Genomic DNA, 15,652 nt, shown 5'->3' on the forward strand with positions numbered 1-15,652 from the left:
CCGCCGCCGACGCGGTGCCACCCGAAGACCCACCAGGACCGGCAGCTCACGTGATCACCTCTCCTTCCGACCGCACCGAACGGCGGCGTACGCGGACCCCAGACGCGTACCGCCTCGTGCGCACCGGGCCGGAACGGGTGGACCCCCCTGTCCTGGACGCAGCGCAGCGCGCGGTGGTTGACCACACGGCCGGACCTCTGCTGGTCCTGGCCGGACCGGGCACCGGGAAGACGACCACGCTGGTCGAGGCCGTCGCCGCCCGCGTGGAAGCGGGCACGGACCCCGCCCGCATCCTCATCCTCACCTTCAGCCGCAAGGCGGCCGTGGAACTGCGCGACCGGACCGCCCTGCGGCTCGGCGGCGCGCGGGCCCCGCAGGCGACCACCTTCCACTCCTTCTGCTACGGACTCGTCCGCGCCCACCAGGACACCGACCTCTTCGCCGATCCGCTGCGCCTGCTGTCGGGTCCGGAGCAGGACGTGATGGTCCGCACGCTCCTGGAGGGCCAGCGCCGCATCCCCTCCGTCGCCTCCATCCGCTGGCCCGACGACCTGCGCGCCGCGCTCACGACGCGCGGCTTCGCGGACGAGGTCCGCGCCGTGCTCGCCCGCGCCCGCGAACTGGGGCTGGGCCCCTCCGCCCTCTCCTCCTTCGCCGACCGGATCGGCCGCCCGGACTGGAAGGCGGCCGCGGCCTTCCTCTCCGAGTACCTCGACGTCCTGGACATGCAGGGCACCCTGGACTACGCGGAGCTCCTGCACCGGGCCGTCCTGCTGGCGGAGCGCACCCCGTCGGCGGCCGCCGCGTACGACGCGATCTTCGTGGACGAGTACCAGGACACGGACGCCTCCCAGCTGCGGCTGCTGCGCGCGCTGAACGGCCCCGGCGGCACGCTGGTCGCCTTCGGCGACCCGGACCAGTCGATCTACGCCTTCCGCGGCGCGGACATCAACAACGTCCTGGACTTCGAGTCGGCCTTTCCCGGCGCGGCCGTCAGGGCCCTTTCCGTCGGCCGCCGCTCGGCCGCCAACCTCCTCGCGGCCACCCGCCTCCTCACGACCCGCATGCCGCTGCCCCGTCTCCCCGCGTCCGCGGTCCGCGCGCACCGCGCTCTCCAGGCCACGCGGGAGGGCGGCCGGGTGGAGGTGTACACCTACCCCACGGCCGGGGCGGAGCTGGACAACATCGCCGACGTCCTGCGCAGGGCCCACCTGGAGGACGGCGTGCCCTGGCAGGACATGGCCGTACTGGTCCGCGCCGGCGGCCGTACCCTCCCGGCGATGCGGCGCGCCCTGATCACGGCGGGCGTCCCGGTGGAAACGGACGGCGGGGACGCCCCCCTCCGCCACGAACCGGCCGTGGCCCCCCTCCTCACCGCCCTCCGCACGGCCGCCACGGCCGCCGCGGCCACGCCCGACGCGGCTCACGTGGCCCCCGGCCCGGACACGTCCGTGTCCGAACCGGACGGGGCGGCGCCGGGCTCCGCCCCCGCGGGCGACGAGGTGAGCGACGAGCCCGCCGGCGGGATCGGCGTCGAGGCCGCCATCGAGCTGCTCGGCTCACCGCTCGGCGGGATGGACGCCGCCGACCTGCGCCGCCTCGGCCGCGCCCTGCGCGACGAGGAGCGCGCCGCAGGCGTCAAGGTGCCCGCGCCCTCCGACGTCCTGCTCGCCCGCGCCCTCGCCGAGCCGGAACGACTCACCGCCCACGACCCCGCCTACGCCCGCGGCGCGCAGCGCCTCGGCCTCCTCCTGCGCAAGGCCCGCGAGCTCCTCCAGGGCGGCGGCACCGCCGAAGAGGCCCTGTGGACCCTCTGGGACGGCACCCCCTGGCCCCAGCGGCTGGAGCGCAGCGCCCGCCGCGGCGGCCCCGCCGGCCGCAACGCCGACCGCGACCTCGACGCCGTCTGCGCCCTCTTCGACACCGCCGCCCGCGCCGAAGAACGCACCGGCGGCCGCGGCGCCCTCAACTTCCTCGAACAACTGGAGGCGGAGGACATCGCCGCCGACACGTTGACGACCCGCGCCACCCGCCCCGACGCGGTCCGGCTGATGACCGCCCACCGCTCCAAGGGCCTGGAGTGGTCCCTGGTCGTCGTGGCCGGCGTACAGGAGGGCCTCTGGCCCGACCTGCGCCGCCGCGGCTCCCTCCTCGAGGCCGACCGCATCGGCCGCGACGGCCTCGCCGAGCCCCTCACCCCCGGCGCGCTCCTCGCCGAAGAGCGCCGCCTCTTCTACGTCGCCGCCACCCGCGCCCGCGACCGCCTCGTCGTCACCGCCGTCAAGGCCCCGGCCGAGGACGGCGACCAGCCCTCCCGCTTCCTCACCGAACTCGGCGTCACCCCGAAGGACGTCACCGGCCGCCCCCGCCGCCCCCTCGCCGTCACGGCCCTCGTCGCCGAGCTGCGCGCCACCACCGTCGACCCCGACGCCTCGCCCGCCCTGCGCGACGCGGCCGCCCGGCGCCTGGCCCGCCTCGCCGCGCTCACCGACGACGAGAACCGCCCGCTGGTCCCCGCCGCCCACCCGCAGCGCTGGTGGGGGCTGTACGAGCCCACCCGCAGCAGCGTCCCGCTGCGCGACCGGGACCGGCCCGTCGCCCTCTCCGGCAGCGCCCTGGACCAGCTCGCCAACACCTGCTCGCTCCAGTGGTTCCTCGGCCGCGAGGTCAAGGCCGACGCCCCCTCCACCGCCGCGCAGGGCTTCGGCAACGTCGTCCACGTCCTCGCCGACGAGGTCGCCTCCGGCCGCACCCCCGCCGACCTGGCCGTCCTCATGGAACGCCTCGACTCCGTCTGGGACGCCCTCGCCTTCGACGCGCCCTGGAAGTCGGCGCAGGAGAAGGAGAACGCCCGGGCCGCCCTCGAACGCTTCCTGCGCTGGCACACCACCGACCGGGGGGGCCGGGCGGCCGTGGCCACGGAGCACTCGTTCGAGGTCACGCTCGAAGCCGGCGAGCACACCGTTCGGATCCGGGGCTCCATGGACCGGGTCGAATCGGACCCGCAGGGGCGTGCGTACGTCGTCGACTTCAAGACCGGCAAGGCCGCGCCCACCAAGGACGAGGTCGCGCGCCACCCCCAGCTCGCCGTCTACCAGCTCGCCGTGCGCGAAGGCGCCGTCGACGAGGTCTTCGACGGCCTGCGCCCCGCGCCGGGCGGCGCCGAACTGGTCCAGCTCCGCCAGGGCGCGCCCAAGAAGGAGGGCGGCGACGAGGTACCGAAGATCCAGGCCCAGCAGCCGCTCGACGGCGAGTGGGTCGGCGACCTGCTCGCCACCGCCGCCGGCCGGGTCCTGGACGAGCGCTTCGCGCCCGCCACGGGCAAGCACTGCGACCACTGCTCCTTCCGCAGCGCCTGCAGCGCCCGCCCGGAGGGCCGCCAGACCGTGGAGTGAGACGGCCGGGCGGGAGTGTCGGTCCGGGCGGCTAGCCTTTTGAGGTGTCCGCGCGTCCGTCCGTCCTCACCGACCCCGAGCAGCTCAAGGAGCTCCTCGGCATCCCCTTCACGCCCGAACAGCTGGCCTGCGTCACCGCACCGCCCGCCCCCCAGGTGATCGTCGCGGGCGCCGGATCCGGCAAGACCACCGTCATGGCCGCCCGCGTGGTCTGGCTGGTGGGCACCGGCACGGTCGCGCCCGAGCAGGTCCTCGGCCTGACCTTCACCAACAAGGCCGCCGGGGAGCTGTCCGAGCGCGTACGCACGGCCCTCGCCCGGGCCGGCATCACCGACCCGGACCCTTCTCCGGCCGACGCCGGGCCCGACGCGGCCGGCGGCGAGCCGCGCATCTCGACGTACCACGCCTTCGCCGGGCAGCTCCTGAAGGACCACGGACTGCGCATCGGCCTGGAGCCCAGCTCCCGCCTCCTCGCCGACGCGACCCGCTTCCAGCTCGCCGCCAAGGTGCTGCGCGAGGCCCCCGGCCCCTACCCCTCGCTCACCAAGTCCCTCCCCGACCTGGTCAGCGACCTGCTCGCGCTGGACGCGGAACTCTCCGAGCACCTGGTCGAGCCGGACCGCCTGCGGACGTACGACACCGAGCTGCTGAACACCCTCGCCGACGCCAAGCTCACCAACGAGGACCTCCGCAAGGTCCCCGAGGCCGTCCGCGGCCGCCTCGAACTGCTCGAGCTCGTCGTCCGCTACCGCGCCGCCAAACGCTCCCGCGACCTCTTCGACTTCAGCGACCAGATAGCCCTCTCCGCGCAGCTCGCCACCACCCGGCCCGAGGTCGGGGCGCTGCTGCGCGAGGAGTTCCGGGTGGTCCTGCTCGACGAGTACCAGGACACGTCCGTCGCGCAGCGGCTGCTGCTGTCCGGGCTGTTCGGCTCCGGAGCCGGAGGGCCAGGGGGAGGCACCGGGCACGCGGTGACCGCCGTCGGCGACCCCTGCCAGGCCATCTACGGCTGGCGCGGCGCCTCCGTGGCCAACCTCGACGACTTCCCCGTGCACTTCCCGCAGGCCGACGGCGCCCCCGCCACCCGCTTCTCGCTCAGCGAGAACCGGCGCAGCGGCGGCCGCCTGCTCGACCTGGCCAACGGGCTCGCCGCACCGCTGCGCGCCATGCACGAGGGGGTGGAGGCGCTGCGCCCCGCGCCGGGCGCCGAGCGCGCCGGCTCGGTACGGTGCGCCCTGCTGGAAACCCACGCCGAGGAGCTGGACTGGCTCGGGGACTCCGTCGCCCACCTGGTCCGCACCGGGACGGAGCCGGGGCAGATCGCGGTGCTGTGCCGGTCCGCCGGGGACTTCGCGCGGACCCAGGCCGTCCTGGTCGCCCGGGACGTGCCGGTGGAAGTGGTCGGCCTGTCCGGGCTGCTGCACCTGCCCGAGGTCGCGGACCTCGTCGCCGTCTGCGAGGTCCTCCAGGACCCGGGCGCCAACGCCTCCCTGGTGCGGCTGCTCATCGGCCCGCGCTGGCGGATCGGCGCGCGCGACCTGGCCCTGCTGGGGCGCCGCGCGCGCCTGCTCGTGGGCCGTTCGCCGGCCGGCGAAGACGCCGACCCGGACCCGGACGGGCGCCTCGCGGCGGCCGTCGAGGGCGTGGACCCGGCGGAGATCGTGTCGCTGGCCGACGCGTTGGAGACGTTCCTGGACGGGGCGGGCCAGTCCGACGACGGGCTCCCCTTCTCCGCCGAGGCCCGGGTCCGCTTCGCGCACCTCGCGCAGGAGCTGCGCGACCTGCGGCGCTCGCTCGCCGACCCGCTGATGGACGTACTGCACCGGGTGCTGGCCGCGACCGGCCTCGAGGTCGAGCTGTCGGCCTCCCCGCACGCGCTGGCGGCCCGCCGCCGGGAGACCCTGTCGAACTTCCTGGACGTGGCCGCGGGCTTCGCCGCCCTGGACGGCGAGGCGACCCTGCTGGCGTTCCTCGCCTTCCTGCGCACGGCGGCCCAGTACGAGAAGGGCCTGGACCACGCCCTGCCGGGCGGGGAGAACACGGTCAAGGTCCTGACCGCCCACAAGTCCAAGGGCCTGGAGTGGGACGTGGTCGTGGTGCCCGACCTCTGCACCGGCTCCTTCCCGAAGGAGAAGGCGCCGGAGGCCTGGACCGCGTACGCGAAGGTGCTCCCGTACGCGCTGCGCGGCGACGCGCCCACCCTGCCCGGGGACCCGGCCTGGACCTCGGCCGGGCTGAAGTCCTTCAAGACGGCCCTGAAGGACCACAAGGCCGTGGAGGAACTCCGCCTCGGCTACGTGACCTTCACCCGCCCGCGCTCCCTCCTCCTGGCCTCGGGCCACTGGTGGGGTCCGACCCAGAAGAGGCGCCGCGGCCCGTCGCCGTTCCTCCAGGCCCTGTACGAGCACTGCGCGGCCGGGTTCGGCGAGATCGAGGCCTGGGCGGACGAGCCCGCCCCGGACGCGGAGAACCCGGCCCTGGCCGCCGAGTCCGCCCAGGACCACTCCTGGCCCCTCCCCCTGGACCCGCACTCCCTGGCCCTGCGCCGCTCGGCGGCCGCCCTGGTCGAGTCCTACCTGGCCGCCCCCGCCCCCGCCCCCGCCCCGCCGGAGGAGGAGGGCTCCTACCTCTGGCCCCCGTCCTGCGAGGACCCGTCCTACGAGGACGAACCCTGGCCGGCCGACGACCCCTGGGCCGAAGAGCCCTGGGCGGAAGAAGCCTGGGCGGACGAGGCGCGGGCCGCCGCGCCCGACCCGGCCGGTCCGCGGGACGACGCCTCCGGCACCCCCGACGGCTCCGCCGCCCTAGGGGCGGAGGCCGACGGGCGGGACCGGGACGGCGTCCGCCCCGCGGCGCAGCCGCAGCCCGCTGCCGCCGCCCCGCAGGGCGACGGCTCCCGGTCCCGCCCCGGGGCCCGGGGTGAAGCCCCGGTTCCGGGAAGGGGCGGGGTGGGGGAGACCCCCTGCCCGCCCGACCCCGCCCTCGACGACGACCTGTGGCCGGAGGCCGACCTCTGGGCTCCCGCCGACTCCCGTTCCGGCGGCCCCCGTTCCGCCGAGGCCGGCCCCGCCGGGTCCCGCACACCGGCCGTCGGCCCGACCCCGTACGGGCCCCGGGGCAGTGCCCCGTACGACGACGACCTGTGGCCGGAGGCCGGCCTCTGGTCCCCGCCGGGGCCCCGCCACGGCGACGGCGACGGCGCAGCCGTGCCCGTGCCCGCGCCCGTGCCCGCCCCCGCCGCAGCGGGCACCACCCCTCCCCCCGCCGGAGGCGCCTCGCTCACCCCCGAGGACGCGCGGGCCGTCGCCTCCTGGGACCGGGACCTCGACGCCCTGGAGGGCGAGCTGCGCCGCGCCCGCGCAGCCGTCCGCGACGTCGAACTCCCGGCTGCCCTCTCCGCCAGCCAGTTGCTCCGGCTCGCCGCCGACGAGCAGGCCTTCGCCCGCGACCTCGCCCGTCCCATGCCCAAGCCCCCGCAGCCCGCTGCGCGCCAGGGCACCCGCTTCCACGCCTGGGTCGAGTCCCGCTTCGACGAGCTCCCGCTCCCGCTCCTCGACGTGCTCGACCCCGCCACCGAGCTGCCCGGAACCGATCAGGAGGTCGCCGACGAGGCCGATCTCGACTCCCTCAAGGCCGCCTTCGAGCGGAGCGAGTACGCCGACCGGCCGCCCCACCGCATGGAGGCCCCGGTCCAGCTCACCCTCGCCGGCCGGGTCATCCGCGGCCGGATCGACGCCGTCTACCGCACGGACACCGGATACGAGATCGTCGACTGGAAGACCGGGCGCACCACCGAGGCCGACCCCCTCCAGCTCGCCGTCTACCGCCTGGCCTGGGCGGAAGCCACCGGCACCCCGCTCGAGCAGGTCACCGCCGCCTTCCTGCACGTCCGCAGCGGCCGCGTGATCCGCCCCCGCAACCTGCCGGACCGCGCCCGACTTGAGCGGATCCTCCAAGGCACATCGGGCACCGACGGTGACCACCAGGCGGACAGCTAGGCTCGGGGCCATGAGCGACACCCCGCCGGACAGCGTCGTCCGTACGTACATCGACACCCACCGCGCCGCCTTCCTCGACGACCTCGCCGAGTGGCTCCGCATCCCCTCCGTCTCGGCGCAGCCCGAGCACGCGGGCGACGTCCGCCGCAGCGCCGAATGGCTCGCGGCGAAGCTCAAGGAGACCGGCTTCCCGGTCGCCGAGGTGTGGGAGACCACCCTGCACGGCGCCCCGGCCGTCTTCGCGCACTGGCCGAGCGAGGACCCGGCCGCGCCCACCGTCCTCGTCTACGGGCACCACGACGTGCAGCCCGCCGCCCTCGCCGACGGCTGGCACACCGACCCGTTCGAGCCGGTGATCAAGGACGGCCGGATGTACGGCCGCGGCGCCGCCGACGACAAGGGGCAGGTGTTCTTCCACACCCTCGGCGTGCGCGCCCACCTGGCGGCCACCGGCGCCGACGCCCCCGCCGTGAACCTCAAGCTCCTCATCGAGGGCGAGGAGGAGTCCGGCTCCCCGAACTTCCGCACGCTCGTCGAGGCCCGCGCCGACCAGCTCGCCGCCGACGTGGTGATCGTCTCCGACACCGGCATGTGGTCCGAGACCACCCCCACCGTCTGCACCGGCATGCGCGGCGTCGCCGACTGCGAGATCGACTTCCACGGCCCGGACCAGGACATCCACTCCGGCGCCTTCGGCGGAGCCGTGCCCAACCCGGCCACCGTCGCCGCCCGCCTGGTCGCGGCCCTGCACGACGAGGACGGACGGGTCACCATCCCCGGCTTCTACGACGGCATCGCCGAGCTCACCGACGCCGAGCGGGCGCTGATCGCCGAGCTCCCGTTCGACGAGTCCGAGTGGCTCCGTACCGCCAAGTCCCACGCGGCCGCGGGCGAGGCCGGGTACTCCACCCTGGAGCGGGTCTGGGCCCGCCCGACCGCCGAGGTCAATGGCATCGGCGGCGGCTACCAGGGCCCCGGCGGCAAGACGATCGTGCCCGCCTCCGCGCACCTGAAGCTGTCGTTCCGCCTGGTGTCGGGGCAGGACCCGTACGAGGTCGAGGCGGCCGTCAGGGACTGGGTCTCGGCCCGCGTCCCGGCCGGGATCCGCCACTCCATCATCTTCGGCGCACCCACCCGCCCGTGCCTGACCCCGCTGGACCACCCGGCGCTGCAGTCGGTCGTACGGGCGATGGGCCGCGCCTTCGGCCAGAAGATCCGCTTCACCCGCGAGGGCGGCTCGGGACCCGCGGCCGACCTCCAGGACGTCCTGGGCGCGCCCGTCCTCTTCCTCGGGATCTCCGTGCCGTCCGACGGCTGGCACTCGCCGAACGAGAAGGTCGAGCTGGATCTGCTCCTCAAGGGCGCCGAGACGACCGCCTACCTCTGGGGCGACCTGGCCGCGTCCGACCTGGCCGCGTACGGCCCGGCCTCCGACCCGGCCGCGCCCCACCGCACATCCCACTGACGCCCACCTGCCTGTCCCACCACCGGGGGAGTTGGAAGTACCCGTGAGCATCCATACCGAGCGCCCGCTCTCGCTGACCGCGCCCAGCGGCATCGACCGCGCGGCACACCACCGCCTCGACGAGGCCTGGCTGGCCGCCGCCTGGAGCCACCCGACGACCCGCGTCTTCGTCGTCTCCGGCGGCCAGGTCCTGATCGACGACACCCCCGACGGGGGCACCGGCATCGTGATGACCCCGGCCTTCGAGGCCCCGGTCACCGAGACGCACCGCTACTTCCTGGGCACCGACGAGGACGGCGTACGGTACTTCGCACTGCAGAAGGACTCGCTGCCCGGCCGCATGGACCAGTCGGCCCGCGCGGCCGGCCTGCGCGAGGCCGGACTGCTGCTGTCCCCGCGCGACGCGGGGCTGATGGTGCACGCCGTGGCGCTGGAGAACTGGCAGCGGATGCACCGTTTCTGCTCCCGCTGCGGCGAGCGCACCGTGGTCGCGGCCGCCGGACACATCCGCCGCTGCCCGGGCTGTGGCGCCGAGCACTACCCGCGCACCGACCCGGCCGTGATCATGCTGGTCACGGACGAGCAGGACCGCGCGCTGCTGGGACGCCAGGTGCACTGGCCGGAGGGCCGCTTCTCCACGCTCGCCGGGTTCGTCGAACCGGGCGAGTCGATCGAGCAGTCCGTCATCCGCGAGGTATGGGAGGAGGCGGGCGTCAGGGTCGGCGAGGTCGAGTACGTGGCCAGCCAGCCGTGGCCGTTCCCGTACAGCCTGATGCTGGGCTTCACCGCCCGCGCCACCACCTCCCGGATCACGGTGGACGGCGAGGAGATCGAGGAGGCCCGCTGGTTCTCCCGCGAGGACCTGCGCAAGGCGATCGAATCGGGTGAGGTCCACCCCCCGTCGGGAGGCATCTCCATCGCCGCCCGCCTGGTCGAGCGCTGGTACGGCCAGCCCCTCCCCAAGCCCGGCCCCACCACCTGACACAGGAAGGCCCCCGCCGCGGCGGGGGCCTTCCCGTGGAGCGCGATCAGACGGCGAGGGCCTGCTTGACCTGGGCCAGCGAGGGGTTCGTCATGACGGACTCGTTGCCCGCCGGGGACTTCACGAGAACGGTCGGAACCGTCTGGTTGCCGCCGTTGGCCTTTTCCACGAACGCCGCGGACGCCGGGTCGAGCTCGATGTTGATCTCGTTGTACGCGATGCCTTCCCGGTCCAGCTGGGTCTTCAGCCGGCGGCAGTAGCCGCACCAGGTCGTGCTGTACATCGTGACGGTGCCCGTGTCCTGCATCCTGCGCTCTCCTTCGTGGGGTCTCGGTGGTCCGAGTAGTCGAACGTACGGCACGCCCCGGCCATTCCCGCAGCCGCTCACGCGTGCCGCTGCCGACAAGTCCGACCATCCGACCGTCCTACGGATAGGGGCGGCCTGTGGACAGATTTCCCGCCCGACCCACCAGACCTGGCAGCATGGCGGGGTGACAGCAGCAACGCACTCCTCATCCTTCGCCGGTTCCGTCGACTCGGCCGACGCGGTGCTCCTGGGCCTGGACCCGGAGCAGCGCGAGGTCGCGACGACCCTGCGCGGGCCCGTGTGCGTGCTGGCCGGCGCCGGTACCGGCAAGACCCGCGCGATCACCCACCGCATCGCCTACGGGGTCCAGTCCGGCCAGCTCATGCCGGCCAGTGTGCTGGCCGTCACGTTCACCAACCGGGCCGCGGGAGAGATGCGCGGCCGGCTGCGCGCCCTCGGCGCGGGCGGGGTCCAGGCCCGCACCTTCCACTCCGCCGCCCTGCGCCAGCTCCAGTACTTCTGGCCCAAGGCGGTCGGCGGGGACGTGCCCCGGCTGCTGGAGCGCAAGATCCAGTTCGTGGCCGAGGCCGGCGCGCGCTGCCGCATCCGCCTCGACCGGGGTGAGCTGCGCGACGTCACCGGCGAGATCGAGTGGGCCAAGGTCACCCAGACCGTGCCCGCCGACTACCCGGCGGCCGCCCTCAAGGCCGGCCGCGAGGCACCGCGCGACCTGGCCGAAATCGCCCAGATCTACGGGACATACGAGCAGCTCAAGCGCGACCGCGGCATGATCGACTTCGAGGACGTGCTGCTGCTGACCGTCGGCATCCTCCAGGACCGCCACGACATCGCCGAGCAGATCCGCGCCCAGTACCAGCACTTCGTCGTCGACGAGTACCAGGACGTCAGCCCCCTCCAGCAGCGGCTGCTGGACCTGTGGCTCGGCGAGCGCGACAGCCTGTGCGTCGTCGGCGACGCCAGCCAGACGATCTACTCCTTCACCGGCGCCACCCCCGACCACCTGCTGAACTTCCGCACCCGCTACCCGCAGGCCACCGTCGTCAAGCTGGTCCGCGACTACCGGTCCACGCCCCAGGTCGTCCACCTCGCGAACGGGCTCCTGAACCAGGCCAGGGGGCGGGCCGCCGAGCACCGGCTCGAGCTGGTCTCCCAGCGGGAGCCCGGCCCCGACCCGGTGTACGCGGAGTACCCGGACGAGCCGGCCGAGGCCGAGGGCGTCGCCCACCGGATCCGGGACCTGATCGCGGCGGGAGTCCCGGCCGGCGAGATCGCCGTGCTCTTCCGCATCAACGCCCAGTCCGAGGTCTACGAACAGGCCCTCGCCGACGCGGGGGTGCCGTACCAGCTGCGCGGGGCCGAGCGCTTCTTCGAGCGGCAGGAGGTCCAGAAGGCGATCCTCGCGCTGCGCGGGGCCGCCCGGTCCGGCGGGAACGATCCGCTGCTCGACGACGTCGTCGAGCTCGGCTCGCAGGTCCGCGCCGTGCTCAGCTCCCTCGGCTGGACCGCCGAGCCGCCGGCCGGCTCCGGCGCCGTGCGCGACCAGTGGGAATCGCTGGCCGCGCTGGTCCGGCTCGCCGAGGACTTCGCCCGCGCCCGCGCCGGCGCCACCCTGGCCGATCTCACGATCGAGCTGGAGGAGCGCAAGGCCGCCCAGCACGCGCCGACCGTCCAGGGCGTCACCTTGGCCTCGCTGCACGCGGCGAAGGGCCTGGAGTGGGACGCGGTGTTCCTCGTCGGGCTCACCGACGGCATGATGCCGATCACCTACGCCAAGACCGACGAGCAGGTCGAGGAGGAGCGCCGGCTGCTCTACGTCGGCGTCACCCGGGCGCGGCTGCACCTGGGCCTGTCCTGGGCGCTCTCCCGGGCTCCGGGCGGCCGGGCCTCCCGGCGCCCCAGCCGCTTCCTGAACGGCCTCCGGCCGGGCTCCGCGGCCTCGGGGAGCGCGTCCGGCGGGGCGGCCGAGCGGGCGGCGGCCGCCCGTCAGCGCGGCCGCCGCGGGCCGGCGCTCTGCCGGGTCTGCGGCAAGACCCTGACCGAGGCCGGCGAGATGAAGCTGATGCGCTGCGAAGACTGCCCGTCCGACATGGACGAAGGGCTCTACGAGCGGCTCCGCGACTGGCGCGCGGTCCAGTCGAAGGAGCAGGGCCTGCCCGCCTACTGCGTCTTCACGGACAAGACCCTGATGGCGATCGCGGAGGCCGCGCCGTCCGAGGCCGGGGAGCTCTCGATGATCTCCGGCGTGGGTGGACGGAAGCTCGAGCGGTACGGAGCCGACGTGTTGGCCATCTGTGCAGGTCAGGAGCCTGGGGCTGCGGAGTCTGACGACGCGTAGAAACTCGTCGGAAAAATAGTTTGCACATGCCCGGCGCAGCCCCATAGGTTCTTAGCAACGGAAACGGTGGCTTCTCAGAAGCCCTGGATCCGTGCTGTACTTATCCGAATACGCATGGGACAGGCCCCCGGGCCCCCGTCCCCGAGACGCCGAGAGGAGGCGAGACCAGTGACCAGCTTCATGACCTTCACCAAAATGACCGATCGCTCCGTCGACGCCTCCTGCCTGCTCGGTTCCGTCTCCTTCCCGGGTGCCGGTGTGTCCGCGATTTCCGCGGCCGCCCCCGCCCCGCTGGCGACCCTTCGGGGCAGCGTCAGCGAGCGCAATGAGCGACCGACCCAGGCACCGGTGGCAGTACTGGCAGCAGAAGCGCAGGCGCATGGCGCCTATGGCTTCGCCGCCGCAGCCGGTGCCGGATCCGAGTCGAAGCAGACGAAGCAGACGAAGCAGCAGCACCACCTGATGTGGGCCTTCCGCGGGCTCGAACCCTGGAGTGATCCAGCCTGATCGCATGATCTGGCCGGCGCCTTCAGGGCCGCGGAACCCCACCCGGGATCCGCGGCCCTTCTGTTTGTCCCCGAACGGGGGCGACACGGCGAAGGTGCCTCGGGACTGGCAGAGCCAGTCGGTGTGAGGACAGCCCAGCCGAACCCGGCCGACCGGCCGGAACGACTAGCCGAACAAGACGAGGAAGACATCACCGTGCAACTCGAAGCGCACGCCCCGTCCGTACCGCAGACCCAAACGATCTCCCCGCCCGCAGTCCCGGAGGACCACACCTTGACCCCGCTCACCGCGCTGACCGCGCTCGACGACGCCATCGAGAACCTGGGCGTACCCGTTCCGTGCCGTACCTTCGACCCCGAGGTCTTCTTCGCCGAGTCCCCGGCCGACGTCGAGTACGCCAAGTCCCTGTGCCGGACCTGCCCGCTGGTCGAGGCCTGCCTCGCCGGGGCGACCGAGCGCCGCGAGCCCTGGGGTGTCTGGGGTGGCGAGCTCTTCGTCCAGGGTGTCGTCGTAGCCCGGAAGCGTCCGCGTGGCCGCCCGCGCAAGAACCCGGTTGTCGCGGCATGACCGCCATCGGAACCATCGACCGCCCCCTCACGCACGACCCCCTGAAGCAGGCCCTCATGACCGCCCACTCCACGAGCGAGCAGCCGCACGGCGCCGCCCACGCAGACTTCATCACCGCCGGCGCGATCACCTCGCGTCAGAACAGGACCCGCGAAATGCAACTCATCCCAGAAGCCCTGGCTCGTGCCCATATGGACGACCGCATGCGTGAGGCCGACGCCGAGCGTCACGCCCTGCGCCTGGTCGCCGCCCGCCGCATGCAGCGGCGAGCCGAGCGCGTCTCGCTGCGCGCCCGGCGTGCGCTGGCCATGGCCGTCATGCACTAAGAGGCATGCGGTAGCGGCAGACCATCAGTCCCGGGGGGACCGGTCCGAACGGACCGGTCCCCCCGGTGCGTTGCGAGGGGCCGTCCACCCCCACGGCGATATCGTCTGGAGGTGGACCAGCCGACTCCCCACCCCGCCCAGCCGGGACCAGAGCCCCAGCCCGTCGTCTGCGCGCGCTGCGGTGCCCGCTCTCCCGACGGCGCCCCGATCACCTGGACCTGCTCGGTGGAGAACGGGACCAGACAGTACTTCTGCGTCGACTGCGCGCGCGCCCACCTCCGGTCGATCGAGGGCAGGCTCGACTCCTCCTGGTGGTGACCGGTGACCGATGACGGGTGATGGCCCCGCCCGTCACTCCTCGGAGGCGAACCCCGGCAGCCAGGTGTCGAGTTCGTCACGCAGTCGCACGGTCGCGCCCAGCTGGCACAGCACGCCGATGGTGCTCAGCGTCACCCGGTGGATCAGCAGGTATGAGGGCGGCAGGTTGATCTGCCGGCCCAACTGGTGCGCGGGGGACCGGGGATCGGCGATCCGCGCCGCCTGACCGCGCAGCCACGGCCGGGTGAAGGTGAACTCCTCGGCCTCGGCGGGCTCGATGATCGGCTTGAGGTAGTCCAGCACCGCGTCGGGGTCCAGTTCGATGGACTCCTTCACGAACCCCTCGGCGCACAGGTGCCCGTAGACCCCCTCGGCATCGCCGTCCAGCGTCAGCCGCAGCGACCGGCCGATGGGCTTGGGCCAGCCGCCGGGCAGCCGGTCCACCGTGCCGAAGTCCAGGACGCCCAGCTGCATCCGGCCGTCCGCCCCCGATATCAGCCGGAAGTTGCCCGGGTGCGGGTCCGCGTGCAGCAGCCCGGTGCGCGCGGGCCCCGAGAAGAGGAACCGGGCCAGCAACTGCCCGGCGCGGTCGCGCTCCTCCTGCGTGCCGTCGGCTATCACCTCCGACAGCGGAGTCCCCTCCAGCCACTCGGTCACCAGCACTTGATCGCCCTGGTGCACGACGTCCGGCACGACCACATCGGGATCGTCCACGAACGCGTCCGCGTGCGTCCGCTGCGCCTCGGCTTCCAGCTCGTAGTCGAGCTCCTCCGCGACCCGGTCGCGCAACTCCTTGATCAGCGGCTTGATCTCCATGCCGGGGATCAGCGGGCCCAACAGCCCCGCGAACCGGCTCAGCTGCTTCAAGTCCGACAGCAAGGCCTCTCCGGCCCCCGGGTACTGGACCTTGACCGCCACCTGCCGGCCGTCGTGCCACACCGCCCGGTGCACCTGCCCGATCGAGGCCGCCGCGGCCGGCTTGTCCTCGAACTCCTCGAACAGGTCCCGCCAGTCCGCACCCAGCCGCTCCGCGAGCACCTGGTGCACCGTGGCCGCGGGCAGCGGCGGGGCCGCCTCCTGAAGCTTGGTCAGCGCGGCCCGGTAGGGCCCCGCGACCTCCTCGGGCAGGGCCGACTCGAAGACCGACAGGGCCTGCCCGAACTTCATGGCACCGCCCTTCAGCTCCCCGAGGGTGCGGAACAACTGCTCGGCGGTGCGCTGCTGGAGCTCGCGCGCCACGATCTCCGCCGACTTGCCGCCGATCCGCTTGCCGAGCCCCCAAGTGGCCCGACCCGCGATGCCGAGCGGCAGCGCGGCCAGCTTGACGGTACGGGTGACCGCCTTCCGGGGAAGATCAGACATACGCCCCTCCATGTCCCAGACAGCTGCGCCGCAAGCGGCGGTTCGGGAATCCCCTCCCACGCAGGCATC

At 74.0% G+C, this 15,652-nt stretch carries 11 protein-coding genes; 9 read left to right on the top strand and 2 right to left on the bottom strand.

The features are described from left to right. The first annotated feature begins 50 nt into the window (after window positions 1-50). Genes ACZ6I1_RS25205 through nudC form a run of 4 tightly spaced genes read left to right on the top strand, consistent with a single transcriptional unit; the run spans window position 51 to window position 9,840 of the window. Window positions 51-3,395 (top strand): ATP-dependent helicase, encoded by a 3,345-nt coding sequence (locus tag ACZ6I1_RS25205; RefSeq protein ID WP_469290736.1) that lies wholly within the window; start codon window positions 51-53, stop codon window positions 3,393-3,395. 44 nt (window positions 3,396-3,439) lie between these two features. Continuing rightward, complete coding sequence (locus ACZ6I1_RS25210) at window positions 3,440-7,393, top strand: UvrD-helicase domain-containing protein (protein ID WP_469290738.1); 3,954 nt, start codon at window positions 3,440-3,442, stop codon at window positions 7,391-7,393. 10 nt (window positions 7,394-7,403) lie between these two features. Further along, entirely contained in the window at window positions 7,404-8,858 is a 1,455-nt protein-coding gene (locus ACZ6I1_RS25215) for a dipeptidase (protein WP_469290740.1), read from the top strand. A gap of 31 nt (window positions 8,859-8,889) precedes the next feature. Further along, window positions 8,890-9,840, top strand: coding sequence for an NAD(+) diphosphatase (nudC, locus tag ACZ6I1_RS25220; RefSeq protein WP_469290742.1), 951 nt, complete (start codon window positions 8,890-8,892; stop codon window positions 9,838-9,840). A gap of 46 nt (window positions 9,841-9,886) precedes the next feature. Here nudC and ACZ6I1_RS25225 read toward each other — a convergent pair whose 3' ends face one another. Next, window positions 9,887-10,147, bottom strand: coding sequence for a mycoredoxin (locus tag ACZ6I1_RS25225; RefSeq protein WP_362295934.1), 261 nt, complete (start codon window positions 10,145-10,147; stop codon window positions 9,887-9,889). 184 nt (window positions 10,148-10,331) lie between these two features. Between ACZ6I1_RS25225 and ACZ6I1_RS25230 the strand changes: the two genes are divergently transcribed. The 5 genes from ACZ6I1_RS25230 to ACZ6I1_RS25250 all read left to right on the top strand — a co-directional run bounded on the left by ACZ6I1_RS25230 (window position 10,332) and on the right by ACZ6I1_RS25250 (window position 14,221). After that, on the top strand, window positions 10,332-12,503 hold the full coding sequence (locus ACZ6I1_RS25230; protein ID WP_469290744.1) for an ATP-dependent DNA helicase UvrD2: 2,172 nt from the start codon (window positions 10,332-10,334) through the stop codon (window positions 12,501-12,503). A gap of 168 nt (window positions 12,504-12,671) precedes the next feature. Beyond that, on the top strand, window positions 12,672-13,010 hold the full coding sequence (locus ACZ6I1_RS25235) for a hypothetical protein (RefSeq protein ID WP_469290746.1): 339 nt from the start codon (window positions 12,672-12,674) through the stop codon (window positions 13,008-13,010). Window positions 13,011-13,205: 195 nt separating this feature from the next. Continuing rightward, window positions 13,206-13,577 carry a WhiB family transcriptional regulator gene (locus ACZ6I1_RS25240; RefSeq protein ID WP_328927527.1) on the top strand — a complete coding sequence of 124 codons (372 nt, stop codon included), beginning with the start codon at window positions 13,206-13,208 and terminating at the stop codon, window positions 13,575-13,577. Beyond that, complete coding sequence (locus ACZ6I1_RS25245) at window positions 13,574-13,903, top strand: hypothetical protein (RefSeq protein WP_469290748.1); 330 nt, start codon at window positions 13,574-13,576, stop codon at window positions 13,901-13,903. Before ACZ6I1_RS25240 ends, ACZ6I1_RS25245 begins: the two co-directional genes overlap by 4 nt. Window positions 13,904-14,014: 111 nt before the next feature. Further along, entirely contained in the window at window positions 14,015-14,221 is a 207-nt protein-coding gene (locus tag ACZ6I1_RS25250) for a hypothetical protein (RefSeq protein WP_469290750.1), read from the top strand. Window positions 14,222-14,254: 33 nt separating this feature from the next. On the opposite strand, the gene ACZ6I1_RS25255 is transcribed toward ACZ6I1_RS25250, so the two are convergent. Continuing rightward, window positions 14,255-15,583: an ABC1 kinase family protein gene (locus tag ACZ6I1_RS25255; RefSeq protein WP_469290752.1), complete on the bottom strand. Its 1,329-nt coding sequence runs from the start codon at window positions 15,581-15,583 to the stop codon at window positions 14,255-14,257. Window positions 15,584-15,652 lie beyond the last annotated feature (69 nt).

The sequence above is a fragment of the Streptomyces sp. NPDC046303 genome, assembly GCF_055588085.1.